This is a genomic window from Andreprevotia lacus DSM 23236, assembly GCF_900176275.1.
Taxonomy (GTDB): Bacteria; Pseudomonadota; Gammaproteobacteria; order Burkholderiales; family Chitinibacteraceae; genus Andreprevotia; species Andreprevotia lacus.
The window spans coordinates 39,792-64,520 of sequence record NZ_FWXD01000005.1 but is presented as its reverse complement, the minus strand read 5'-3'; the positions used below and the strand labels follow the sequence as shown (position 1 = coordinate 64,520).

General features: G+C 64.3%; 24 protein-coding genes and 1 other RNA gene. 14 read left to right on the top strand and 11 right to left on the bottom strand.

Annotated elements, in window-relative coordinates:
* Positions 1-6: 6 nt before the first annotated feature.
* From B9A19_RS05510 to B9A19_RS05500, 3 genes are all read left to right on the top strand, one after another.
* A complete protein-coding gene (locus B9A19_RS05510) occupies positions 7-1,044 on the top strand; it encodes a sensor histidine kinase (RefSeq protein ID WP_245804280.1) in 1,038 nt (345 codons plus the stop codon).
* Positions 1,010-1,765 carry a LytR/AlgR family response regulator transcription factor gene (locus B9A19_RS05505; protein ID WP_084089719.1) on the top strand — a complete coding sequence of 252 codons (756 nt, stop codon included), beginning with the start codon at positions 1,010-1,012 and terminating at the stop codon, positions 1,763-1,765. The genes B9A19_RS05510 and B9A19_RS05505 overlap by 35 nt, the downstream gene beginning before the upstream one ends.
* A 238-nt stretch (positions 1,766-2,003) precedes the next feature.
* A complete protein-coding gene (locus tag B9A19_RS05500) occupies positions 2,004-2,453 on the top strand; it encodes a DUF2721 domain-containing protein (protein WP_084089718.1) in 450 nt (149 codons plus the stop codon).
* A gap of 72 nt (positions 2,454-2,525) precedes the next feature.
* Here the strand turns inward: B9A19_RS05500 and rnpB are convergent.
* The 4 genes from rnpB to B9A19_RS05480 all read right to left on the bottom strand — a co-directional run bounded on the left by rnpB (position 2,526) and on the right by B9A19_RS05480 (position 4,743).
* An RNA gene (gene rnpB, locus B9A19_RS05495) (RNase P RNA component class A) lies at positions 2,526-2,972 on the bottom strand.
* Between the two features lie 10 nt (positions 2,973-2,982).
* Entirely contained in the window at positions 2,983-3,483 is a 501-nt protein-coding gene (locus B9A19_RS05490) for a hypothetical protein (protein ID WP_084089716.1), read from the bottom strand.
* A complete protein-coding gene (gene pyrC / locus B9A19_RS05485; protein ID WP_084089714.1) occupies positions 3,480-4,514 on the bottom strand; it encodes a dihydroorotase in 1,035 nt (344 codons plus the stop codon). The genes B9A19_RS05490 and pyrC overlap by 4 nt, the downstream gene beginning before the upstream one ends.
* A gap of 1 nt (position 4,515) precedes the next feature.
* On the bottom strand, positions 4,516-4,743 hold the full coding sequence (locus B9A19_RS05480; RefSeq protein WP_084089712.1) for a sulfurtransferase TusA family protein: 228 nt from the start codon (positions 4,741-4,743) through the stop codon (positions 4,516-4,518).
* 420 nt (positions 4,744-5,163) lie between these two features.
* On the opposite strand from B9A19_RS05480, the gene B9A19_RS05475 reads away from it, so the two are divergent.
* The 6 genes from B9A19_RS05475 to B9A19_RS05450 are packed head-to-tail and all read left to right on the top strand — an operon-like array spanning position 5,164 to position 9,626.
* Positions 5,164-5,430, top strand: a complete 267-nt coding sequence (locus tag B9A19_RS05475) for a PepSY domain-containing protein (RefSeq protein WP_084089710.1) — start codon at positions 5,164-5,166, stop codon at positions 5,428-5,430.
* A 50-nt stretch (positions 5,431-5,480) separates the two neighbouring features.
* Positions 5,481-6,005: a cytochrome b/b6 domain-containing protein gene (locus tag B9A19_RS05470; RefSeq protein ID WP_084089708.1), complete on the top strand. Its 525-nt coding sequence runs from the start codon at positions 5,481-5,483 to the stop codon at positions 6,003-6,005.
* Between the two features lie 24 nt (positions 6,006-6,029).
* Positions 6,030-6,695, top strand: a complete 666-nt coding sequence (locus tag B9A19_RS05465) for a response regulator transcription factor (RefSeq protein ID WP_084089707.1) — start codon at positions 6,030-6,032, stop codon at positions 6,693-6,695.
* Entirely contained in the window at positions 6,692-7,993 is a 1,302-nt protein-coding gene (locus B9A19_RS05460) for an ATP-binding protein (RefSeq protein ID WP_084089705.1), read from the top strand. Before B9A19_RS05465 ends, B9A19_RS05460 begins: the two co-directional genes overlap by 4 nt.
* Positions 7,968-9,002: a cation diffusion facilitator family transporter gene (locus B9A19_RS05455; RefSeq protein ID WP_084089704.1), complete on the top strand. Its 1,035-nt coding sequence runs from the start codon at positions 7,968-7,970 to the stop codon at positions 9,000-9,002. The genes B9A19_RS05460 and B9A19_RS05455 overlap by 26 nt, the downstream gene beginning before the upstream one ends.
* Positions 9,003-9,038: 36 nt before the next feature.
* Positions 9,039-9,626, top strand: coding sequence for a CNP1-like family protein (locus tag B9A19_RS05450; RefSeq protein ID WP_084089702.1), 588 nt, complete (start codon positions 9,039-9,041; stop codon positions 9,624-9,626).
* 151 nt (positions 9,627-9,777) lie between these two features.
* On the opposite strand, the gene B9A19_RS05445 is transcribed toward B9A19_RS05450, so the two are convergent.
* A complete protein-coding gene (locus tag B9A19_RS05445) occupies positions 9,778-10,665 on the bottom strand; it encodes a carcinine hydrolase/isopenicillin-N N-acyltransferase family protein (protein ID WP_176216796.1) in 888 nt (295 codons plus the stop codon).
* A gap of 970 nt (positions 10,666-11,635) precedes the next feature.
* On the opposite strand from B9A19_RS05445, the gene B9A19_RS23250 reads away from it, so the two are divergent.
* Entirely contained in the window at positions 11,636-14,356 is a 2,721-nt protein-coding gene (locus tag B9A19_RS23250; RefSeq protein WP_084089698.1) for an amino acid adenylation domain-containing protein, read from the top strand.
* Positions 14,357-14,694: 338 nt separating this feature from the next.
* Here B9A19_RS23250 and B9A19_RS05435 read toward each other — a convergent pair whose 3' ends face one another.
* On the bottom strand, positions 14,695-15,468 hold the full coding sequence (locus B9A19_RS05435) for an SDR family NAD(P)-dependent oxidoreductase (protein ID WP_084089696.1): 774 nt from the start codon (positions 15,466-15,468) through the stop codon (positions 14,695-14,697).
* 243 nt (positions 15,469-15,711) lie between these two features.
* On the opposite strand from B9A19_RS05435, the gene gcvA reads away from it, so the two are divergent.
* Positions 15,712-16,623, top strand: a complete 912-nt coding sequence (gene gcvA / locus B9A19_RS05430) for a transcriptional regulator GcvA (RefSeq protein WP_084089695.1) — start codon at positions 15,712-15,714, stop codon at positions 16,621-16,623.
* Between the two features lie 237 nt (positions 16,624-16,860).
* Entirely contained in the window at positions 16,861-17,166 is a 306-nt protein-coding gene (locus B9A19_RS05425; protein WP_084089693.1) for a cupin domain-containing protein, read from the top strand.
* A 138-nt stretch (positions 17,167-17,304) separates the two neighbouring features.
* Here the strand turns inward: B9A19_RS05425 and B9A19_RS05420 are convergent, their stop codons facing one another.
* From B9A19_RS05420 to B9A19_RS05410, 3 genes are read right to left on the bottom strand one after another with little or no spacing between them, the layout of a single operon-like run.
* Entirely contained in the window at positions 17,305-18,039 is a 735-nt protein-coding gene (locus B9A19_RS05420; RefSeq protein ID WP_084089691.1) for a LytR/AlgR family response regulator transcription factor, read from the bottom strand.
* A gap of 1 nt (position 18,040) precedes the next feature.
* A complete protein-coding gene (locus B9A19_RS05415) occupies positions 18,041-19,108 on the bottom strand; it encodes a sensor histidine kinase (protein ID WP_084089689.1) in 1,068 nt (355 codons plus the stop codon).
* Positions 19,105-19,713 (bottom strand): hypothetical protein, encoded by a 609-nt coding sequence (locus tag B9A19_RS05410; RefSeq protein ID WP_084089687.1) that lies wholly within the window; start codon positions 19,711-19,713, stop codon positions 19,105-19,107. The genes B9A19_RS05415 and B9A19_RS05410 overlap by 4 nt, the downstream gene beginning before the upstream one ends.
* Positions 19,714-19,872: 159 nt before the next feature.
* On the opposite strand from B9A19_RS05410, the gene B9A19_RS05405 reads away from it, so the two are divergent.
* Positions 19,873-20,700, top strand: coding sequence for a class I SAM-dependent methyltransferase (locus B9A19_RS05405; protein ID WP_084089686.1), 828 nt, complete (start codon positions 19,873-19,875; stop codon positions 20,698-20,700).
* Positions 20,701-20,856: 156 nt separating this feature from the next.
* On the opposite strand, the gene B9A19_RS05400 is transcribed toward B9A19_RS05405, so the two are convergent.
* Positions 20,857-22,527, bottom strand: coding sequence for a hypothetical protein (locus tag B9A19_RS05400; protein WP_084089684.1), 1,671 nt, complete (start codon positions 22,525-22,527; stop codon positions 20,857-20,859).
* 341 nt (positions 22,528-22,868) lie between these two features.
* On the opposite strand from B9A19_RS05400, the gene B9A19_RS05395 reads away from it, so the two are divergent.
* Positions 22,869-23,261: a DUF4124 domain-containing protein gene (locus B9A19_RS05395; protein ID WP_084089682.1), complete on the top strand. Its 393-nt coding sequence runs from the start codon at positions 22,869-22,871 to the stop codon at positions 23,259-23,261.
* Positions 23,262-23,461: 200 nt separating this feature from the next.
* Here B9A19_RS05395 and B9A19_RS05390 read toward each other — a convergent pair whose 3' ends face one another.
* Positions 23,462-24,538, bottom strand: coding sequence for an SGNH/GDSL hydrolase family protein (locus B9A19_RS05390; RefSeq protein ID WP_084089681.1), 1,077 nt, complete (start codon positions 24,536-24,538; stop codon positions 23,462-23,464).
* Positions 24,539-24,729 lie beyond the last annotated feature (191 nt).

Here is a 24,729-nt window from a genome sequence, read left to right as displayed (position 1 = left end):
AACGCCGTGAACCGCCCCGCCGTCGATGACGAACTGCCCGATTTCCGCAACCTGGGCGTGCTGCTGCACGCACTGGTGTACGCGCACGTGCTGCTGGTGATGCATGTGCTGACGTCGTTGCCGGCCTGGCACGGCTGGGCCGAGCGCCTGACCGAGGCCTCGCTGTGGCTGGAGCTGACCCTGCTGCCCTCGCTGGCGCTGCTGTCCGGTCTTAGCCCGCAGCTGCTGCGGCTGCCGTTCCGGCTGGGCGTGCCGGTGGTGTGTGCGCTGGTGCTGGTGTGCAATGCGCTGGCCAACCAGTTGCTCAAGCCGTTCGAGCCTGCCCAGCATGCGCGGCTGGCGGGCGAGCTGATCTGTCTGCTGGCCACCCTGGGCTTTCTGGGCATTTTGCGGCTGCGCCAGCGCGCTTTGTCGCCCAGATTGTCCGAGGCACGGCTGTCGGCACTGCAGGCGCGCATCCGGCCGCATTTCTTTTTCAACAGCCTGAATGCGGTGCTGTCGCTGATTCGCAGCGAGCCGGCCAAGGCCGAGCAGGCGCTGCTGGATATCTCCGATCTGTTCCGTGTGGTGATGCAGGACAACCGGCATCTGTCGCGCCTGGCGCGCGAGGTGGAGCTGGCCGAGCACTATGTGAATATCGAGACCCTGCGGCTGGGCGACAGGCTGAAAGTGGAGTGGCACACCGAGAAAATGCCGGCTGATGCCGCCGTGCCACCGCTGATGTTGCAGCCACTGATTGAAAACGCGGTCTACTATGGAATCGAGCCCGCACTGGAACCGGGGCCGATCCAGGTGAATATCTTCCGCATGCGCAACGATGTGCATATCGACGTGAAGAATCCGCCGCCTCCGCCCGGCTATGTGCGCACGCACAAGGGCAATGGCATGGCGCTCGACAATATCCGCGAGCGCCTGCTGTTGCATTTCGACGCTGAAGCCAGCCTAACCACGCAGGCAACCAGCGACTATTATCAAGTACATATCGTGGTTCCCTACCGGGAGATTCCGCATGACGACACCGCTGCGCCTTTTTCTCGTCGATGACGAGCTGCCAGCGCTAAAACGCCTGCAAGACGTGCTGGCCGACTGCGTCGACCTTTGCCCGCACGACATCGTGGGTACGGCCACCAATGGCATTTCCGCGCTCAGCCAGCTGGCCGAGGCCGATGCCGACGCGGCCATCATCGACATCCAGATGCCGCAAATGAGCGGCATCGAGCTGGCGCGCGAGCTGCAACACCTGTCCCAGCCGCCAGCCGTGATCTTTGCCACCGCGTTCGAGGAATACGGCGTGGCCGCCTTCGAGGTGCGCGCGGTCGATTACCTGCTCAAGCCCATCCGCAAGGAGCGGCTGCTGGAAGCGCTGGCCCGCGTGCGCGATGCGCGCAGCGCCAAGCGCGAGGCCGCGCCATTGCACAATGCACGCAGCCATTTCAGCGTGACCGAGCGCGGCCGCGTGCACCTGATTCCGGTGTCCGAGGCGCGCTACCTGAAGGCCGAGCAGAAATACATCACCCTGCGCACGCGTGAGCGTGAATACCTGCTGGAAGATTCGTTGACGCGGCTGGAAGAAGAATTCGGCAGCCGCTTTTTGCGCATCCATCGCAACTGCCTGGTGTGCACCGAATCCTTGCTGGGTTTCGAGAAACTGCCGGTGGCCGGTGGCGAAACGCACTGGGCGGCGGTGATCAAGGACATCCCGGAAAAACTGGCGGTGAGCCGCCGCCAGCAGCATGTGATCAAGGACTTCAAGAAACACGTATAGCAGCGCCACCAGCAAAACCCTGCTGGCGGTGTTGCACTCGCTTGCCGTACCACTTGTACTGTCTGCGCTGCGTGCGCCTTGCCAGCACCGCTGCGCCGGGTTTTGCTGGTGGCGCTTGCCCGGATCACGTGATCGGGGGCAAAAACAGCCCAAAGGGTATTTTTATGGGTATCTGGGTGTGTATCCGGGCAACGGGCGCTGTTAGCATGGCGCCCGTTTCCATCTACAGGAGGCTGCCATGCCTGCGGACCCGCAATTCGGCCTCAGCACCCCGTCGCTGCTGTTTCCGGCCATTTCGCTGCTGATGCTGGCGTATACCAACCGTTTTCTGGCGCTGTCCACCATCATCCGCCAGCTGTATGACATGCACCGCAGCGATCCGCATGAAAAGCTGCTGCGTCAGCTCGGCAACCTCAAGCAGCGCGTGGCACTGATCCGCGGCATGCAGGCTGCCGGCGTGCTCAGCCTGCTGTGCTGCATCGTGTCGATGATCCTGGTGTTTGCCAACCAGCCGGCCAACGGCTATCTGGTGTTCGGCGCCAGCCTCTTGCTGATGGTGATTTCGCTGCTGCTGTGCCTGGCCGAGGTAATGATTTCGGACGCTGCGCTCAACATCCTGCTCAAGGACATTGCCGACGACCTGAACCGCGACAATGACGGCAAGGGCTATACCAGCCACCGCAACTGACCCGGCAGTTCACTTGGCGTGTGCCGGAAAGAAAAAAGACGCACTCCGTGGAGTGCGTCTTTTTGCATGGGGCTGCGAAGCAAGCCTGTAAGCCGGGTTCTGTGCGCTTGGCGAACCTCACGCGACCGTCATTCCTCTAGGCACACCGTTGCCGGTGCACTCGTGCAACCTACCCGCAGGCTCGACGGGCCGTTTCAACGCCTGCTGCTTGGTCTTGCTCCGGATGGGGTTTAGCCTGCCAGTCCTGTCGCCAGTCCTGCGGTGCGCTCTTACCGTCCCTGAGGGGGACTCCCTGACGGGAACACCTTTTCACCCTTGCCTGTGCGCCATCCCGCACGCTTCAATCGTGCGTTCAACTGGGCCCGCCCTTGCGGGTGGGACATCGCCATCGGCGGTTCAGCTCTCTGTTCCACTTTCCGTCGGCTCACGCCGCCCGGCCGTTAGCCGGCATCCTGCCCTGTGGAGCCCGGACTTTCCTCCCCCCCATTCGCATGGGGCAGCGACGATCCGGCTTGCTTCGCAGCGGCGATTATCCCGCCTCGGGGGGCTGTTCGGCAAACGGTAACTGGCTGAGCGTGGATAATTGCCGGGCCAGCGCCTGTGCCTGCGCAATGCCCTGGTGGCTGGCACGGTAGTGGGCAAAGGCAAAACGGCGGCCGTTTTCACCCTCGAACAGCACCCACACGCTGTCCTTGCCCAGCCGGTTTGGCTCTTGCTCAAGGCGGATCTGCCGGAAGTCTGCCAGCGCATGGCGCTCGCGCTTGAGTGTCAGCAGCCCCAGCAAGGTCCAGCGCCGCTCCAGCTGCGTGCCGTCGCAGCCCTGCTCGGCCGGCACCGCCCAGATCGCGGCGGCCAGGCCGATCATGCTGTACCAGCTCACACCATAAAAGCTGTGCGCCAGCGATGCGCCGGACAGCAGCGGCCAGCCCCACCACGCGGCCAGCAGCAGCAGTGCCGCAGTCAGCCACCACAGCGGGCGGAATGCGCCGATGAAGACGATCTCCGGCGCACGGCCGGCGTTGCCGCTCAAAGCAGCTTCCAGCCCAGCGTTTCACCTGCGCGCAGCGGCACCACGTTGTGCTCGCCAAACGGGTAGGACGCCGGCACGGTCCAGTCTTCCTTCACCAGGGTGACGGTGCCGCTATTGCGCGGCAGACGATAGAAATCCGGGCCGTTGAAGCTGGCAAAGGCTTCCAGCTTGTCCAGCGCGCCAGCCGCGTCAAAGGCTTCGGCATAGAAGGCCAGCGCAGCGTGCGCCGAATAGATGCCGGCGCAGCCACAGGCGGCTTCCTTGGTGTGCAGTGCATGCGGCGCGCTGTCGGTGCCGAGGAAGAACTTGGTGCTGCCCGACGTGGCCGCAGCCACCAGTGCCTGGCGGTGTTCTTCGCGCTTCAGTACCGGCAGGCAGTAGTGATGCGGGCGGATGCCACCCTGGAACAGCGCATTGCGGTTCATCAGCAGGTGTTGCGGCGTGATGGTGGCACCCACGTTGGCGCCGGCCTCGGCCACGAACTGCGCAGCTTGCTTGGTGGTGATGTGCTCGAACACCACGCGCAGTGTCGGCAGGCGTTGCAGCAGTGGCGCCATCACTTGATCGATGAAGGCGGCTTCGCGGTCGAACACGTCCACCGCCGGATCGGTCACTTCGCCGTGCACCAGGAAAGGCAGGCCGATTTCGGCCATTTTTTCCAATGTCGGCATCACGCCGTCGAGGCCGGCCACGCCGGCTTCCGAATTGGTGGTGGCGCCGGCCGGGTAGAGCTTCACCGCGTGCACAAAGCCGCTGTTCTTGGCCTTGACCACCTCATCCGGCGTGAGGTTGCCGGTGAGATAAAGCGTCATCAGCGGCTGGAAATCGCTGCCGGCCGGCAAGGCTGCCAGGATGCGCTCGCGGTAGGCGGCGGCCATCTCGACGGTGGAGACCGGCGGCTTGAGATTGGGCATCACGATGGCGCGGGCAAACTCGCGCGCGGTGTGCGGCAGCACCGAGGCCATCAGCGCGCCATCGCGCAGGTGCAGGTGCCAGTCGTCCGGGCGGGTAATCGTCAGTTGGGTGGTCATGTCAGCGCTTGCGAATCAGGAAATGGAATTTGGTGTCGGCGGCGGTCGCTTCCACCAGCTCGTTGCCGGTCTGGCGGCAGAAGGCGGCGAAGTCGGTCGGCGTGGCCGGGTCGGTGCAGGTCACGGCCAGCAGGGTGCCGCTGGCCAGCGGCGCCAGCGCCTTCTTGGTGCGCAGGATGGGCAGTGGGCAATTCAGGCCGGAAAGGTCGATGGAGAGATCGGCAGTCATGGGCAATACGGTTCGACAGAACAAGCCGCCATTGTACTCCCAAGCGGCCGCGCCGCCCTGCGGCTCACGAGCGCCCGCGTAAAGCCGGTTACTTGATGCCGGTTTATCCAGATGATAGCCGAAGGTGCAAACAGGGGGTCCAGCCTGTTGCTTACCTAAGCGCTTGATTTTCAAAGACCCGATTCGTGCCACTGGCGAGCGTAGCGAGGCTCCCTCGCGGCGGCGAGGGCGGGGGGCGTGGAATCAACCAGGGAGCGCCGTTGCTTCACTCTCAAAAACGGGTCAGAACCCGGCTTTGCCGGGGTCTTGATGATGGTGATCCACAGATGACGCCTGAGGGAGAACAGGCGCTTAAGTCTGGCTTAACCCGCAGGCGTTCCAATGGCGGCGAGTTCTTCCCCACCCCCAAGGAGTATTGCCATGCGTACCCTGATTGTTGCCGCCCTGTTCGCCATTGCCAGCCCGCTGACCCTGGCCGCCGCCAACTGCCCCGCACACCCGAAAGCCGAGTGGCTCAAGCCCGACGACGCGAAAAAGCAGATCGAAGCGCAGGGCTACAAGATCCGCACCTTCAAGACCTCGGGCAACTGTTATGAAATCTACGGCCACGACAAGGCCGGCAAGAAGGCCGAGGTGTATTTCGATGCCAAGACGCTGGCCATCGTGAAGCAGGAAATCGGCGATTGATCTGATGGTCACGACGGGCCGGCCTGGCCCGTCCCTTCCGGGAGCTAACCATGTCCACCACCACACTGCGTGTCTGGGACCCATTGGTGCGCAGCAGTCACTGGCTGCTGGCGCTGCTGGTGTTCAACAATTTCCTCAATGAAGAAGGGCACCGGCTGCATCGCTATAGCGGCTATGCGGCCATCGCGCTGATCGTGCTGCGCGTGCTGTGGGGTTTCGTCGGCACCCGCCATGCCCGCTTCAGCGACTGGTTTCCCACCCCGGCACGGCTGTTGGCCTATCTGCGTGCGCTGCGCGCCGGCAATGCGCCGCGCCATCTGGGCCACAATCCGGCCGGCGCGGTCATGATGCTGGCGCTGTGGCTGCTGGTGCTGGCGCTGGTGTGCACCGGCTGGCTGCTGACCACTGATGCCTGGTATGGCACCGAATGGCTGCAGGATCTGCATGGCGGCATTGCCTATACCCTGCTGGGCGCAGTGGCCATCCATGTGGGCGCTGCCGTGCTGGCCAGCCGCAAACATGGCGAGAACCTGATTGCCAGCATGGTTCACGGCCGCAAACGCGCCGATAATTGAGCCACACCCGACACGGAATCCTGCATGCGTATCCTGTTGCTTGAAGATGACCCCCTGCTGGGCGACGGCGTGCGCGAAGGGCTGATCGATGCCGGCTTCTCCGTAGACTGGCTGCACGACGGCAAGGCCGGCCGCACGGCCTTGCAGGCCGAGCGCGGCTTCGACGCGCTGGTGCTTGATCTGGGCCTGCCCGGCCTGCCGGGGCTGGAAGTACTGCGCTGGTTACGCGGCGACCCCCATTACGCGCGCCTGCCGGTGCTGGTGCTCACCGCGCGCGACCAGATCAGCGACCGCATCGACGGGCTGGATGCCGGCGCCGACGATTACCTGGTCAAACCGTTTGCACTGGGCGAGCTCGTGGCCCGGCTGCACGCCATTCTGCGCCGTGCGCAGGGCCGCGCGGTCAACCTGCTGCAATGGCGCGCGCTGGCCTTCGACCCCGCCCACCTCAGTGCTACCTTGCGTGGTGAGCCACTGGCGCTGACCGCGATGGAGGCGCGCGTGCTGCAGCAGCTGTTGCAGGCGCAGCCGCACTATCTGTCGCGCGAGCAGTTTGAAGCGCGCCTGTACGGCTGGACGCAGGAGAGCGAGGGCAATGCGCTCGATGTGCACCTGTCGCACCTGCGGCGCAAGCTGGGCGCCGATGCCATAGAAAATGCCCGTGGCCTGGGCTGGCGGCTGGCGCCATGAAGCGCTGGACTGCCTCGCTGCTCGGCCGGCTGGGTCTCGGTCTGGGTATCAGTATTTTGCTGGCCTGGAGCGTGCTGGCCGGCAGCCTGTACTGGCTGATGCGGCACGAGCTGGGCGAGCTGCAGGACGACCATCTGGTCGAAATGGCGCAGTTGCTGATCGATACCGATACCCGTGCGCTGCCTGGTGATGCGCGCCATCCGGTGCTGTTCAGCGTGCGCGCGGCAGACGGCCGCTTGCTGGCCGGATCGGCGCTGCTGCAGCGTCCGGCTGCGCAGCAGCGCTTGAGCACGCAATGGCTGGACGGCCGCGTCTGGCGCGTGCGCTGGCAGCCGGCCGGTGACCGCGAGGTACTGGTGGCGCAGCCGCTGACCTTGCGCGACGGCGTGGCGGCCGAAGTCACCAGCCACATGGCGCTACCCGTGCTGTGTTCCTTGCTGGCGCTGCTGGTACTGGTGTTGGTGGTGGTCTGGCGCAGCCTGCGGCCGTTGCGCGCGTTTGCCGCCGAAGTGGCGCAGCGCGACCCGGACAATCTGCTGCCGCTGCAGACCGACGTGCCCAGCGAGGTGCATCCGCTGCGCGCGGCCATCAACGATTTGCTGGCGCGGGTGGGCAGCTCGATCGAGCGCGAGCGGCGCTTTACCGCCGATGCCTCGCACGAGCTGCGCACGCCGCTGGCCGCCATACAGGTGCAACTGGAGGTGGCACGCAGCTCGCCACGTGCCGAGGCGCGCGAACGGGCGCTGCAGCAGGCGATGCTGGCCGGAGAACGGGCCACCCACCTGCTGGGCCAGCTGCTGGCGCTGGCGCGGCTGGATGCCGGTCAGGTGCACGCGCGCTGCGTGGTGCTGGATGTACCCGCATTGCTGCAACAGGCGGCCGGCATGATCAGCCCGCCGGCCCGCATCGATTGCGCAGCGGCGCTGCCCGAACGCTGTGGCGACCCTGATCTGCTGCTGATTGCCTTGCGCAATCTGCTCGACAATGCCCGCCGCTATGGCGGCGCGACATGCAATGTGCTGCTGCAGGCCGATGCTGACAGCATCCGCGTCGAGGATGACGGCCCCGGTGTCGAGGCCGTGCTGCTGTCGCGCCTGGGTGAACGTTTCTACCGCCCCGACGGCCAGCGCGAGCCCGGCTCCGGGCTGGGGCTGTCCATCGTGGCGCGCGTGGCCGAAGTGCACGGTGCGCACCTTGATTTTTATCGCAGCGCCGGCGGCGGCCTTGGCGTTGCTTTGCGATTCAACCCTTACGACAAGGAGGACGCCCGACATGGCGCATTCCCACCCCACGCATGATCACGGCCACAAGCATGATCACCACGACCACGATGGCCACAAGCATGATGATCACGATCATGCGGCCCATGGCCATGGGCACGCAGGCCACAGCCACGCGCATGGCCATGACCACGGCAATACCAGCCGCAACCGGCTGCTGCTGGCGCTGATTGTGACCGCCGGCTTTGCGCTGGTCGAGCTGATCGGCGGCTGGTGGACCGGCTCGCTGGCGCTGATTTCCGATGCCGGCCACATGATGACCGATACCGCTGCGCTGGGGCTGGCGCTGCTGGCCAACATCATCGGCAACCGGCCGGCCGATGCAAAGCAATCCTACGGCTATGCGCGTGCCGAGCTGATCGGTGCGCTGGTCAACAGCCTCGCGATGATCGCGCTGGTGGTATGGATCTGCGTCGAGGCCGTCATCCGCTTGCGCAGCCCGTCCCCGGTCAACGGCATGGGCGTGATGGTGATTGCGGTGATCGGCCTCCTGGTCAATGTGGTGTCGGCGTGGGCGCTGTCGCACGATCATGGCGACCTCAACAGCCGTGCCGCGCTGATGCACGTGATGGGCGATCTGCTTGGCTCGGTGGCCGCCATCGCGGCTGGCGCGGTGATCTGGTACACCGGCTGGCTGCCGATCGACCCCATTCTGTCGGTGGCGGTATCGCTGCTCATCCTGCGCTCCACCTGGCAGATTTTGCGCCAGTCCACGCATGAATTGATGGATGGCGTGCCCGGCCACCTGAACCTGAACGAAATCGGCCAGGCGCTGGCGGCCGAACCGGGCGTGGTGCAGGTGCATGACCTGCACGTATGGAATCTGGGCCGCTCGCGCGTGGCGCTGTCGGCACATCTGGTGATCGCCAACGGCAGTTTGTGGCCGCCGCAACGGCTGCGGCTGGCTGCCATGCTGAAAAAGCGCTTCGGCATCGGCCATGTGACTTTGCAGCCCGATTGGCCCTACCAGCCCGGTGGCGTGCGTATTATTCCCATCCAGCCCACTGCACCTGATCACCACCACTGACGTGGTAGCATCTCGCCATTCGGATCGGAGCATGCAATGAAGACAAGCAAACTTGCGGTGTTGCTGACGCTTGCTTTATCGCTGGCAGCGCAGGCCGGCGAGATGGGTACCCGCCCGCAGGGCAAGGACAGCGGCGATAGCGGCAGCCTGCTGGGCAAAATCTGGGAGCCGGACAAGCCACGCCCTGCCCCTGAGGAGCAACCGTTCGACGTGCCCGCCCTGTCCAGCCTGCAAAACTGGAAGACCTTCAAGGCCGATTATGTCTCGCGCGAAACGCGCTTCGAGATTGCCACCGACTCGCTCACCGTGGGCGAGCAAGACAATATCGTGCGTTTTGCCGTGGCCATTACCCCCAAGGGCAGCCAGCTGCGCAATGTGCGTTTCGAGGGCATAGACTGCGAAACACAGCAGTACCGCGTTTACCAGTACGGTAGCGCCGATGGCAGCTGGCAAAAATCCAGCCAGCCCTGGAAGGTGATCACCAAGAATACGCTGAACGTGTTCGAAGGTGCGCTGTACGAGGAAGTGTGCGGCCTGTCCGGCCCCAACAAGCTGGAGCAGTCGATCGCCAACCTTGGCGGCAAGCCGACCGACAGACTGCGCGGCAGCAGCAACCCGAAATAAAATCCGGCAGCTTCGCCACCTGCGCCTGCCGTACTTGCCAACATGATCAGCACCCGGTTGTCGCGGGTGCTTGCTGCAGGCTCATCCACAGATTGGAGCGCTTGCAGGCATGGCGACCATGCCGGTCGGCCGGGGGGGATGCGCGTCGCGCTCAATGCGCCGCCGGCTCTGCGTCCGCGCTTGCCCGGGCCTCCGGACCGCCCAGCAGTACGCCTGCGCTCTGGTTCCAGAAGTTGCTGTCCAGCGTCCAGTCCTTGCTCTGTTGGGGCCGGCCGGGGTTGGCCAGCACCAGGTGCAGGTGCGGGGCCGCTTGGGTGGGCAGGGCGATTTGCCAGCCGGCCAGCGTATGGTCGCGCCACAGGCTGTTGTCGGGGCCGTCGTGGTGGTCGGCGCTGATGTGGGTGAACTCTGCCAGCGTATGCGGCTGTTGCGCCTGGGCCAGCAGCGTTTGCACCCGCGCCAGCCGCACTGCACTGCTGGTGCCGATTTTCTGACCATTGTTCAGCACGGCTGGGTCGGTGTAGTGGTTGGTGTGCGCCTGCGTGCCGTTCTGCGTGCGCTGGAGGGTGTAGCGGCCATCCTGACCGACTTCCACCTGCATCAGCCCCTTGCTGTCGGCCAGCAGGAAGAAATCGGGTTTGACACCAGTGAACAGCTCGTCGGCATGGGCTTGTACCTCGTCCAGCGTGCGGTACTGGCGCAAAATCGGCGACACGAGCGGGTGGCTGGCCACCACCGCATCGCGCACGGTTTTGGGCAGGCTGCTGGCCTCGGCGCAGACGATGCTCAGCCCCGCTTCGTTCACGCCGGCCTTGATGCCCGGCTCGCTGCCGTTGTCGGCATACAGGCCCACATAGCGCAGCCCCCTGGCCGGGCGCACCAGCCGCAGCGATTGCACATGATCGGGCAGCCAGTCGCGGTTCTTGGCCAGCAAGGTGCCCTCGGCACTGGCGCTGCCGGCAGCGCCCCAGAGCGTGCATGGATAAGCCGGGGCCGCCAGCGCGGCGGTGACAAGGGCAAGCAGCAGAGCATGGCGCATGATGACCTTCGGCGGATAGGCAGCGATAGCAGATATCACGCAACCATGCCGGGTCTGGTTGACATGCGTATTGCAGCAGCCTTGCCCGGCATGAACGCGGTGCTGCGCTGGTTGGCGCGCCGCTGCCAATAGGCGGCCCGGCGGCGTGGGCAGCCTGCGGGGCATGGCATTGATCCGGGCATTCAGGGCGCAGCCCGTAGGGTGCAATAGCGCAGCGTATTGCGCCGCATGCCTGCTTCATCGCCAGCCACGGCACGGGATGGCCGGGTTTACGATACGGCGCAATGCGCGATGCTTATTGCGCCCTACGCACTGGTTAACATGTGTATTGCAGCAGCCTTGCCCGGCATGAACGCGGTGCTGCGCTGGTTGGCGCGCCGCTGCCAATAGGCGGCCCGGCGGCGTGGGCAGCCTGCGGGGCATGGCATTGATCCGGGCATTCAGGGCGCAGCCCGTAGGGTGCAATAGCGCAGCGTATTGCGCCGCATGCCTGCTTCATCGCCAGCCACGGCACGGGATGGCCGGGTTTACGATACGGCGCAATGCGCGATGCTTATTGCGCCCTACGCACTGGTTAACATGTGTATTGCAGCAGCCTTGCCCGGCATGAACGCGGTGCTGCGCTGAAGGGCGCAATCACGCGGCACAGTGCGCCGCCCTAGCTCCCCAAACCGGCATCAATTACAGATATTACCGGTATGTATTAATCTTAAAGAAAGCTTAACCAACGCTTTGCTACACTGCGCCCCGCGGTGGTGCACCGGCCCGACAGGGGCGCGGGGCATGTCTCGCTGGCGAGCGCATCGGCTGGCCATGCCGCACGGCATTCATCCAGAGCCACCAACAACACCCAGTGCAATGGCCCCGGCAAGGCACGCGAAACGCAGGCAGTGCAGCATGCACGGCAAGTGCGCGTAACGCGGCCAGCAGGGGGTGTTGAGGGCTCCAACTGTGCAGCCCGGAGTAGACGATGACCCATGATGTGGATGTCCTGTTCGCGCCCCCGCAAGATCAAGACCGCAAGCCACCCGCGCCGGCCTGGCCGCAGCCGCTGTGCCTGCACCGGGCATTCGAGGCCCGCGCGGCGCAAGCGCCGCAGGCGGTGGCGCTGCGGCTGGGCGCGGCCACGCTCAGCTATGGCGAGCTCAATGCCCGCGCCAACCGGCTGGCGCGCCATTTGCGCACGCTGGGCGTAGGCCCCGATGTGCTGGTGGCGCTGTGCGCGGCGCGCAGTTTCGAGCTGCTGGTGGGCATGCTGGCCATCCTCAAGGCCGGTGGCGCCTATGTGCCGCTCGATCCGGCCTATCCGTCCGAGCGCTTGCAGACCATCCTGGCCGACAGCGCGCCTGCCGTGCTGCTGCACGATGACGATGGCCAGGCCGCGCTGGCCGGCCAAGCGCTGGCGCTGCCCGGCGTGCACTTGCAGCACGATGCCGGCCTGTGGGCCATGCAGGCGGCGCACCCGCTGTCGGTGGAGGAATGCAGCGTGGGCCCGCAGCATCTGGCCTATGTGATTTACACCTCGGGCTCGACCGGCCAGCCCAAGGGCGTGATGGTGGAGCACCGCCAGGTGCTGCGGCTGTTTGCCAGCACGCAGCACTGGTTCGGCTTTGGCCCGCGCGATGTGTGGGCGCTGTGCCATTCATGCGCGTTCGATTTTTCGGTGTGGGAGATCTGGGGGGCGCTGCGCTACGGCGGCGAGCTGCTGATCGTGCCGCTGGACGTGGTGCGCTCGCCGCGCGATTGCTACGCGCTGCTGTGCCAGGCCGGCGTGACGGTGCTGAACCAGACGCCCAGCGCCTTTGCCCTGCTGAGCGATGCACAGGCAGACCAGCCGCAGCCGCACCGCTTGCGCTGGGTGATCTTTGGCGGCGAGGCGCTGACGCCGCACCGGCTCAAGCCGTGGTATGCGCGCAGCCTGAACACTGCCACCACGCTGATCAATATGTATGGCATTACCGAAACCACCGTGCACGTCACCTGGCGGCGGCTGTCGCCGGCCGACACCGAGGCCAATGTCAGCCCCATCGGCGAGCGTATCCCCGATTTGCGGCTCTACGTGCTGGATCAGCACCGCCGGCCGGTGCCGGATCATGTTGAAGGCGAGTTGTATGTGGGCGGCGCGGGCGTGGCGCGCGGCTATCTGCACCGGCCCGAGCTGACCGCAGAACGCTTTCTGGATAGCCCCTTCGTGGCTGGCGACCGGCTCTACAAAACCGGCGATCTGGTGCGCCGGCAGGCCGATGGCAGCCTGATCTACTGCGGGCGCAATGATTTCCAGGTGAAGATCCGCGGCTTTCGCATCGAGCTGGGCGAGATCGAAACCGCGCTGGCGCGCGCCGCCGGCGTGGCCGAAGCCGTGGTGCTGGCGCGCGAAGACGTGCCGGGCGATCTGCGCCTGGTGGCCTATTACCGCGGCGATGCGCAGCCCGATGCACTGCGCGCCCACGCCACGCAAGCGCTGCCCGCCTATATGGTGCCGGCCGCTTATGTACAGCTGGCCGCCTTGCCGCTTACCCCCAATGGCAAGCTCGATCGCAAGGCGCTGCCCGCGCCGGATGATGCCGCCTGCGCTCGCAGCGCCTACGTGGCCCCGCTGGGCGAGGCCGAAACGCAGCTGGCGCAGCTATGGGCCGAGGTACTGGGGCTGCAGCAGGTGGGCCGTTTCGACGATTTCTTCCTGCTGGGCGGCCATTCGCTGCTGGCCGTCACGCTGATGGCGCGCATCAAGGCCGAATCCGGCGTGGACGTGCCGCTGCTGGCCATTTTCCAGCACACCACCCTGCACGCCTTTGCCGTCGAAGTCGCGCGGCTGTGGCACGGCGCGCAGCAAGGCAGCGATCACCTGGTGCCGGTGCGGCCGGGCAGCCATGCGGTGCAGCTGTTCTTTGTGCACGAGGGCAGCGGCACCGTGGCCTATGCCATGGATATCGCCCGGCACTTGCCGCCCGGCCTGCCGGTGCAGGCGCTGCTGCCGCTGGGCACCTTTGCCGGCGAAACGCCGCTATACAGCGTGCCCGACATGGCGTGTCGCTATGTGGCGCAAATCCGCGCCGCGCAGCCTGCCGGCCCCTATCAGCTGGCCGGCTGGTGCGGCGGCGGGCCGATTGCCTACGAAATGGCACAGCAGCTGCATGCAGCTGGCCAGACCGTCAGCCTGCTGGCCATGATCGACGTGATCCTGCCCGACCCCGAGCCGGCAGCATCGGCCCCGCCGACCGGGCCGGAAACCGCCGCGCGCATCGCTACGCTCGAGCGTGAACTGGCGCTCGATTTCATCCTGGCCGAGCTGCCCGGGCTGCCGGCCGACGAGGTCAGCGCACTGGCCGCCCTGCCCGATCTTGATACGCTGCTGGCGCAGTTTCTGGCGCTCAAATCCGGCACGGCCGCGCTGGGCGAGGAAATTGACCGCTACCGGCGCATGGTGGCGGTGTACGCCGCCATCAGCCACGCGCGGCAGGTCTACCGCCCGTCTCCCAGCCGCGTGCCGGTGCAGCTGCTGGCCACGCGCAGCAGCCTGCGCGAGTGCCCGCAACCCGATCTGGGCTGGCACGCACTGGCAGAAGGGCAGCTCACCACCACCATCCTGCCCGGCGATCACTTCTCCATCATCCAGCCGCCACATGTGCGGCAGCTGGCGCTGGTGCTGCTGCAGGCGCGTGCAGCGGGGCTGGCAAGGTATCGGCAGTGAGGCAAGTATCCATGCATGATCCTCGCTGCCCGGCCTAGGGCCTGTTAACACTTATTTCACGCTTGCGTTCGGGGTAGTTCGGGATGGAGCGCAAGGCGCAGAGCGTGCCGCGGTACGGGTACCGCAAGCGGTTTGCAACGCAGCGAACCGCCCGAAATACCCCGAACCCGCAGGGCTGGGCCGCAAAGAGGCCATCTACGGCGTTACGCGCCTTGGCAATAACCGGTTATTGCCTGCGTTGCGTGCCTTGTAGCTGACCTCTTTGCGGCCCAGCGCAAGCGCGAAATAAGTGTTAACAGGCCCTAGCTGACTGGTGAGGCTGCAGCACTGCTGCCCCCTCAATTGCGCCCGGCCATCACCCCGCCATCCACATCCCAGATCGCGCCGGTCACCCAGCCCGCCTGTTCCGACAGCAAAAAGACGATCACGCTGGCCACATCCTGCGGCGTGCCCACGCGACCGATGGGGTGGAAGCCGTTGAAGCCCTGCAGTGCGTCGTGCACTTCATCCTTGGGGATGAAGCCCTCGTAAATCGGCGTGTGCACCACGGCCGGCGATACCGCGTTGACGCGGATGCCGTTGGGCGCCAGCTCCATGGCCAGATGCCGGGTGAACGCGTGCAGCCCGGCCTTGGCCATCGAATAGGCCGATGATGGCGTGGCGGCAATGGCCTGCTGTGCCCACATCGAGCCGATATTGACGATGGCGCCGGGGCGGCCGGCGGCTACCAGCCTGGCGGCCACGCGCTGGGTGATGAAGAAGCAGGCGCGGTTGAGCTGCATGTAGCGGTCGTAATCCGCCGCCTCGTGCTGCAGAAAGGGCTTGGGGAAAAACACGCCGGCCGCATTCACCAGCAGATCGATATCGGCATGCTGCGTATCGAGCGCATCCAGCACTTGCTTCAGCCCGGCCTCGCTGGCCAGATCGGCCGTCAGCGCCCACACCGGGCCCGACGCGGCCAGCGCCTGGCGCGCGGCCTCGGCCTTGCCGGGCCGCTGGCCCACGATCACCACGCTGCCGCCCTGCGCCAACACCATGCGCGCCGTCTCCAGCCCCATGCCGCTGCTGCCGCCCACCACCAGCAGTTTTTTACCCTTGAACTGATTGCTCATCGTCTGTACCCCGTTTGGCCCGTTGCACGGGCATGGTCAAAAATGCGCGGCCTTGATCGCGCCGCACGCTGCTGCAGCCGGCAACATGGCAAGAAAAACTTGCCATTATGCGCAGGCGTGCCGACCCGACCATTTCGGGTCGACCTGTGATCAGGTTGCAGCTTTGATGCAGATTTTTCGCCACTACCCGCGTACCGGCAAACGAGATAAAGTGTTCAATAAGCAAAGAAAATCTTTATTGAAATGAAATCACCGGTGCACCTGAATGCGCTGCGCGCCTTCGAGGCCAGCGCACGCCACCAAAGCTTTGCCGCAGCAGCACAAGAGCTGCACGTGACCCCCGCCGCCGTGGGGCAGCTGGTGCGCACGCTGGAAGACTGGCTGGGCGCGCCGCTGTTCGTGCGCAGCAGCAGCGGCCGGGTGCGGCTGCAGCCCACGGCCACGGCCGAACGCGCGCTGCCGGAGATCCGCGCCGGGCTGGATCGGCTGGCGCTGGGGCTGGAACGGCTGCGCGAAGGATCGGCCAGTGGCGTGCTCACGGTGACGGTCAGCCCGGCCTTTGCCGCCAAGTGGCTGCTACCGCGCATCGAGCGCTTTCAGGCGGCATGGCCCGATACCGATGTGCGGCTGGATACCAGCCTGAAGCCGGTCGATTTCGTGGCGCAGCGCATCGATGCCGGCGTGCGCTATGGCGCCGGCCACTGGCCCGGGCTGGCGGCCGACAAACTGCTGGAGGAAGAAATCTACCCGGTGTGCGCACCGGGCTGGCTGCAGCAGCATCCGGCATTGCAACACCCGGCCGATCTGGCCGGCGAGGCATTGATCCACGATCTGTCGCTGGCCGGGCACGCCGGCTACCCGTCCTGGGCGAACTGGCTGGCCCACGCCGGCGCAAGCGAGGTGCCCACCACGCGCGGCATGCAGATCAACAACGCCGCCGCCGTGCTGCAAGCCGCCATCGACGGTCAGGGCGTGGCGCTGGCGCGCAGCGTGATGGCGCGCGACGACCTCGCCAGCGGCCGTCTGCTGCGCCTCTTTCCCACCATTCACTACGCGTCGCCGCTGGCCTACTACATCGTTTACCGCCCCGAATGCGCCACCCTGCCCAGGCTGGCGGCGTTTCGGGATTGGCTGCTGGTTGAGGCGGCAGGGTGACGGCAGGTGCCGGGCGCAGCCTTGTTGCTGCGTGGCGCTATCGCCAGCACGGCGAGCGACATCATCAATACATCGCCCATGGGCACACAACTGCACCCCGGTTTCGTAGATGAATTCGCTATTGAACCTCCGTTTTATGCAAGATATTGCGATGTTTTCCGCATGGAAACGCCGTTTTCAGCTTGGCGCCCAAGACCGCCCGGCCATAGCCCTGCACCACCCGCCAAGGAGCCCCGCATGATCCGCAACCTGCTGCACCCCTTGCCCGACGCCAGCCAGGTCGAGGTATTCGAGACCCTGCTGCAACTGCCACAGCTGCGCGTGGAGCGCATCGTGTCGGACGGGCAGGTATCGGCCGACTGGTATGACCAGGACGAAACCGAATGGGTGCTGCTGCTGGCGGGCGCAGCACGGCTGCTGTTTGAGGGAGATGCCGCAGACACCGTGCTAGCCCCCGGCGATTGCGTGCTGATTGAACCGCACCGCCGCCACAAGGTGACGTATAGCGCGCCGGGCACGGTGTGGCTGGCGGTGTGGGCGTAGCACCCCTGTCAAAACCCTGCTGGCTGTGTTGCGCTCGCTTGCCTTACGTTTTGTACTGTCAGCGCTTCGCGCGCCTTGCCAGCACCGTTGCACCGGGTTTTGCCATTGATGCCAGCTGCTGTCGGTGCCCAGCCTGCGTCACATCTGCCGGAAGCGCGCCTGATAGCGCTGGCTGACGCTGAGTTTTTCCGGGTGATCACGCAGGTGCACGGTCATTTCGCCTAGCTCGATGCGTTGCACGGCGGCGATCTGGTTGGCGGCAACCAGGGTGCTGCGGCTGAGCTGCCAGAATTGCTCGCCGTCCAGCAGCTCGGCCAGCGTCTTGATCGGCAGGCGGATGCAGACCTCCTGCGTGCGCGTCAGCACGCGGGTGTATTTGGCATTGGCCTGAAAGAACAGCACGTCTTCCACCGGAATCAGGTGCAGCGTATTGCCGGCCGATGCCTGTATCCAGCGCAGCGGCGTGCGTTGTGGCTGCAGTGCGTCGGCCATGGCGGCGGCTTGGCCCGGTACGGCGGCAGTGCGGCTTTTCAGCCTTTGCACGGTGCGCGCCAGCCGCACGGCATCGGCCGGCTTGAGTACGTAATCCACCGCGCCGGCCTCGAAGGCGGCCACGGCGTATTCGTCGTAGGCGGTCACGAACACGATCTGCACGGCATCGCCGGCCAGCCGGGCCACGTCGAGGCCGGTCAACCCCGGCATGCGGATATCCAGAAAGGCAATGTCGGGCTGTGCGGCGTGCAGCGCTTCCAGCGCGCTGAAGCCGTCGTCGGCTTCGGCCACGATAGCGGCCTCGGGCCACAGCGCCTGCAGGCAGGTTTTAAGCTGCGCGCGCAGCAGGGGTTCGTCGTCGGCAAGCAGGATGCGCGGCATGTCAGGGCGAAGGCGGCAGCGGGATGGTGATGCAGGCGATGGTATCGCCCCGGCCGCCGGTATGGGCATCGGCCTGCAGGCTGAAGCGGGCGGCAACGCCGTGCAGCTTGTGCAGCCGCTCGCGCAGATTGCCCAGTCCGTTGCCGTCGTGCACGGTGGCGGGCAGGCCGGCGCCGTTGTCGCGCACGGTCAGCTGCAGTGCTTCGCCATCCACTTCGGCGGTAATGGCGATATGCACCGGGCCGGGCTTGGGTTCGATGCCATGCTGCACGGCGTTTTCCACCACGCTCATCAGCACGGCAGGTGGAAACGGCAAGTCGGCAGCGGCGGCACTGGCGTGCACGGCAAAGCTGAAGCGGCTGCCCAGCCGGATACGCATGATCTCCAGATAATGGCTGGCCAGCGCCAGCTCTTGCGCCACGGTGGAGCTGCTGGCGCGCAGGCCGGGCAGCGCTGCGCGCAGATAGGCAATCATGTGTGTGGTGAGCGCGCCGGCCTGCGCCGGTTCGGTGGCGATCAGCTGCTGTACGCTGGCCAGGGTGTTGTAGAGGAAATGCGGCTCGATCTGCGCCTGCAGGGCGCGCAGCTCCTGCTCCAGCAAGCGGCGCTCGGTGCGGGCTTGCTCATCGGCGCGCCATTGGGCCTCTTGTGCCAATTGCGCGCGGCGTTGTTGCCTCAGCTGCTGCAGTAACAAGGCCAGTGCGAGCAAGAGCGGGCAGGCCAGCGCAGCAGCATCAGGTAACAGGCGCAACGGTGCGTTGGCTACCCAGTGCCGATAAGCCAGCCAGCCGACTACGCTACCCGCCAGCACGGCAGGCAGCAGGCAGGCCAGCGCGCCGGGCAAGGAGAATCCCGGCCGCCAGCGGGCACGCAGCACCAGGGCCAGATCGCCGGCGGCATGGCCGGACAGGCACAGCACGAAGCCGGCCTGCCAGCCGGTGCGCAAGGGCCGCGGCAGCAGTTGCGCGGCCAGCAGCAGGCCGGCGCACAGGGCCAGCCCGCCCAGCCAGCGCAGAAGCGTGTGCGGTGCCGGTTGGGCAGTCGCCAACGGGAGGATGTGGCCGCTCACAGCGTGGGCTCGTCTGGCGCGAGGGTTTCCACGCTGCCATCCGGTTTCAAATAGATGGAAGGCTTGCCGGCCATGGTCTGCGGGGTGTGCCTGTCGATCACCTCGAACGCCAGCTGGTCCATCCAGATCCTCCCCTTGCCGGCCAGCAGCAGGCCAAAGTGCAGGCTTTCGGCATCGGCCGGGATGTCGAGTATCACGTCCCAGCGCTGCCAGTCGTTGCTGTTCTTCAGGCCCCGGTTGGCCATGTTGTCAAAAGCCACCGTTTTGCCCTGCTGGTTGTTGGCGCGCAGCCACAGCCCGCCCCAGCCCAGCACGTCTTCGGTCTTGAGCATGGCGCTGAAGCGTACGCGCTTGCCCGCGTAGTTGCGCGCGGTAATGGTCTGCTGCAGATCACCCCAGCCCTTGCTGATATCGCCATCGAGGTATTGCAGGCTGGGGGCACCCTGCGCGCTCAGCGCGGTTTTCATGTCCAGTTTGCCGGCATAGCTGGTGCCGCCGAATGATTCGAGCTGCCAGTGTGGCGGCAGCGGCGTATCGGTCTGGCTGGACCAGGCGGCGACGGCAAACGCCATGGTGGCGGCGGCAAGAATGGCTTTCAGTTGCATGCTTGATCTCCCTGAGTGGATGCAGGGCCAGTATTGCCGGCGGCATCATGCCATGCGACGAGCGTGCGATGCATCCCGCCGCTGGCGGGACGAACATGGGATAATTCGCGATGAGTGCCCGGTGCTTCACCACGGGCCGCAACCGCAAGAACCAGAACCATGACCGAAAAATACGATATCCGCCCCGAGCAATCGGTGGAGCTGCTCAAGGCGCTGCACATTCTCACGCGTGACGGCAAGCTCAACCAGGACAGCCGGCGCAAGCTCAAGCAGGTGTATCACCTGTTCAACTTCATCGAGCCGCTGCTGCAGGATGCGCTGCAGGCGCACCCCGAGATCAGCCTGGTGGACCACGGCGCGGGCAAGTCGTATCTGGGCTTCATCCTGTATGACCTGTTCTTCAAGGCCAACGCGCCGGCCGGCAGCATCTACGGCATCGAAACACGTGAAGAACTGGTACAGCACTCCAAAGAGCTGGCGGGCCGCTGCGGCTTTGGCGGCATGCAGTTTCTCAACCTGTCGGTGGCCGATTCGATCAGCTCGGCCGCGCTGCCGCCGCAGGTGGATATTGTGACCGCGCTGCACGCCTGCAATACCGCCACCGACGATGCGATCCGCTTTGCGCTGGAAAAACGCGCCCGCCACATCGTGCTGGTGCCCTGCTGCCAGGCGGAGGTAGCCAGCGTGCTGCGCAAGAACAAGCAGCAGGCACTGAAAAGCCCGCTGGCGGAAATCTGGCGTCACCCCATCCACACGCGCGAGTTTGGTAGCCAGATCACCAACGTGCTGCGCTGCCTGCAGCTGGAAGCACACGGCTACCAGGTGACGGTCACCGAGCTGGTCGGCTGGGAGCACTCGATGAAAAACGAGCTGATCGTGGCCAGCTATAAAAACCTGCCGCGCCGCAAACCGGCCGAGCGCCTGACCGCCGTGCTGGGCGAGCTGGGCCTGCAGGAGCTGGGCGAGCGGTTTTATACCAGCCCATAGCCATTGCAGGTGGCGACTGCAGCATGCAAAACCCGGCTTAGGCCGGGTTTTGTGTATTTGGGAAATTCAGGGACATGCCTGGTATTGATGCACTGCTCGAAACGTGCCCTGCAAAAGGCAAGACGTGACCGTGAACTTCGTGATGATTCTGAGCTGCTACCTCAGGCCTATCATGGCATTTGGAACCTGCAGCAGCCAACGAGACTCGCCCTTTCCATTTTTTCTGAAAACATAGATGTCCACTTCATTTTCTTCCCATTTGATCTCTGCAATATCTGGTCGCGCTGGAGCTGTGCTGTCGCGCCCATTGACCTGAATGATCCCTTGCCATTGCATTTCTCCATCCAGAGCGTATCGAACAAGATGAATGCCATTCGGGCGCCCGAAGACGGCGACAAAACCATTGGGCGATGCGCCAATATGTGGATTTAACCACTGGCCTTCAAACTTCAAATTCCCAAGAGAAAGTAGCTCCCCAGCCTTGTAGTCGATCAGTTCCGTGCCGACGTCGGCGAATCCCGTACTTTCTGCTTTTTTGTAAGCGAATTCCCAATCCTTTCCCCATGGATAGGTGTTATTAGGCCCGGCCGGACCCTCAACCTCATCGACTTTTATCTCTGGCCAAATGATGGATTTGACACCCAAATCAACCAATTCTGGTTCGATCTTTCGCGTTACCAGCGATAATGACTGCCGCGTATTCTGCGGCACGCCGCGTAACGCATTGGTGAGTGTAAAATAAGGTTGGCGACAACTGACTGCACCATATTGGGCGATTTTCCATTCAATATCGGCCCCTCCGCCTTGCCGAGCCGGGCTGTGTGGTAGGTCGGAAGAAATCAGTGCCGCCAGAACATGGCCTGATGCCTGCTCCAAAAGAGACCAGCGAATAAAACCCGTCTTATCACCCGCAGGAAGTGCTTTGATTGCATGCGATGCCAGGGATTTCTGGTCTGGCACCATCCTGAGGCAAGCGCCAGGTGCAAAGGGGGCGCGGGGGGACCCGTCCAATATATGGAGGGTTGAAGTTTCGCACAGGGGATCACCATTCCTGGATAGCTCAAATCGAACATATTTTTTATTTGAATCCAGTTCGATATTATTACGGTCGTCTCCATCGAATATCATCACCCCCCATTTTTCCTTTTTACTGTTCCAGATTTTTATTTGGCCTGCCTTCAGTTCGACAAATCGAACGCCTTGGCCTCCAAGCAGGCTCTCAAGTGCATTTTTATTAATCATGTTTGCATCGAGCAACAAGCTATCGACGATATATTCATTGGCCACAGTGGAAATTTCTTTGCTGCACTGCGCAATTGCAAGCTCGCGCTGCTTGCCCTGCGCTTTGCTTTCAATCTCTTCGGGAGAGAGTGGCGGTGTGGCCAACATTGCTCTCAATACGATCACGGCCGAAAGGCAAGCCAGCGTGATGCCCACCATGTGCCATTTCCCGCTCGGCTTGCCACCAGATTCGTCCTGTGCATCGACACGCGTTGCCTGTGCAGTACGGACATCAACAACAGTGAAGGCAGCCCAGAAGGGGGCGAGTACAAATGCAACTCGACACGCAAGGAAAAGTCCGCGATTCCCACCTCCATACGGGATTGCCGAGAGGATGGAGAGCACAAGAAAAACAAGGAAGATGGCACCACCCAAAAGGATGCGCTTGAGCGCAGAGATGATTACCTCAGAAACCGACTTGGTTCCAACTTTCTCCGGATCAAGCAGTCTATAGGCGATGGCTGCAAAAATTCCGCCAAAGAAACCGATCACAGGCATTCCAGACAAGTGTCCGAAAAACAGGTAATCGATCTGGGAAAAATTCATATGTGTCGCTCAATTAAACATGAAGAGGTGCTGGAGCCAAAAAGCACACATCACCGTGCATAGGCTGATTCTTTGGTCAGTGCATTACTGATAACCAGACGACCCAAAAATCAACCTCAAACAAATACAAGGGAGGATGCTGTTTTGCCACTTTAGTATTGAATAGCCGGTCTGACCACTCGATCCCCAAGAGCGATTGCGCCAGTTGCTGCACCGCTACGCAGTGACCTCCAGCACGTCCAGCCAACCGCCCGGCAGCCCCTCCTGTCATCAAAATTCAATGGCATGACCCCGCACTTTTTATTATCTTGCTCTTAGCCATTGTTGGCCTGGAGATACCCATGCGCTTCCCCCTCGCCCTGCTGGCCGTGCTGTGTTGTGCGCTGGCCTTGTTTGCCGGTTCGGCCCAGGCGGCCGGTTACAAGTGCAAGGACAAGGCCGGCAATGTCACCTTTACCGATCAGCCGTGCGAGAGCATGCAGCAGTCGGGCAAGAAATTTACCGAGCGCGGGGCAGGCTATTCGAGCCTGACCGAGGCGGAGAAGGCCGATTTCTTTCGTGGCTTCATCCCGGCCTGCCGCACCGACATCATGACCAAGCTGCGCATGGATGCGAATCAGGCCGAGGCGCTGTGCCAGTGCATGGGCGGCGAGCTGGTGAACACCACCAAGTACGAGCAGCTCAAGGAGGTGGCCACCCGCCACGTGATGCCGGCAGCGTTGCAGGATGCGTAGAAAGCGGCAGCGGATGTGTGCACGCAGAAGCTGGACAAAACGCTGAAGAAAAACGGCGAAAAGGGCGAAAAGAAAGTCGGGGCGTAATCAGGCGTGCGCTGCGCCTTGCGCAAACCGGCCGCCATTGCAGGTGAATAGCCGCTGGATGGCTGCCATCCAGAACCCGGCCAAGGCCGGGTTCTTTGCGTTTGGGCTGGCGCTCAGTTGTAAATCTTCAGTCCATCAATCGCCTCTTCCAGCGTCGCGGCCATGTTGCGATGGTCGTTCAAGTCCGGGTGCCACTGGCAGGCGGTGAGCTTGAGGTCGTTGTATTCCACACCGCTGATGCGGCTGTCACCCGCTGCGCGGGCTTCGTCCACCAGTTGCTTGATCAGCGGGCGCAGTGCGTCGTCCGGCCACAGGTAGTGTGCAGTGGCGATGATCTGCGCATCGCCGTAGCGCTGGCGCACGCTGGCCACCAGCTCCTTGAAGCCGGTTTTATAGGCGGCGGTCAGGCTGTCTCTGGTCCATTTCTCGCTGCCCTTGATGGCGGCCGAAAAGTCGTTGGTGCCAAGGCCAATCACCACCACTTGCGGCTTCCAGCCCGGCACGGCGGCCTTGCTGGCGGCGTCGTTCTGCAGCAGGCGCGGGTAGAAGGTGCGGTAGTTGCGGTCGGGCAGGTTGCCGTCCCAGTTGCGGTTCATGCCCATGCCGGACATGGCGTTGATCTGCCAGTCTGCGCCGTAGTGCCGCGCCACCTGCACGGCAAAGCCCTGGGTGATGTCGGTGGTGTCGCGCACCTTGTCCCAGCTGCATTCGCGCACGTCAGACAGGCTGGCCAGCGCGGCCGTCCACGAATCGCCGATGAATTCGATCTGCCGCCTGGCGGGCGCGGGGGCGGGCAGCCAGTGGCCGCCGTCGAGCGCAAAGCCGCTCACCGTGCCGGGCACCTCGGGCGATTCGGTGCGCTTGATCAGTTGCAGCGTGTGTGCGCCGGCCGGCAGATCACGTAGCCAGATGGTGCGCTCGCCGCGCGCCGGCATGATGGTTTTGGCGGGTTTGCCATCGATTTCGGCCACATAGCTGTTCATGCCGTCGTCGATCTTGAAGCCGATGGCGCTGCCGTCAAAGCGCGTGGTCAGCACCGTGCCGGGCCAGGTGGCGCGCCAGCTGTCCTTGCCTGCTTCAACGCGGCCGCTGCTTTGCACCTGCGCGTGCTTGAGCGCGGGCGCGGAGGCCGGGTCGGCGGCGTGGGCCAGGCCGCCGAGCATTGCCAGCGCCAGTAAAGTCTTGTGCATGTCTGTCCCCTCGTTATTGTGTTGCGATGATGCCGTACGCGCCGGGGCGGCTCCAGTGCGGCGGCGGCGGGCGGCGTTTTTGCGCAACCGGACGGGGCATGCCGCCGGCGCATGCCATGCAATAGCCGTGCAGGATCAAGGCCTTGGCGCGGCCATTCGCCGGGCGCATGGTGGTGTTGCCGCAGGTGCAT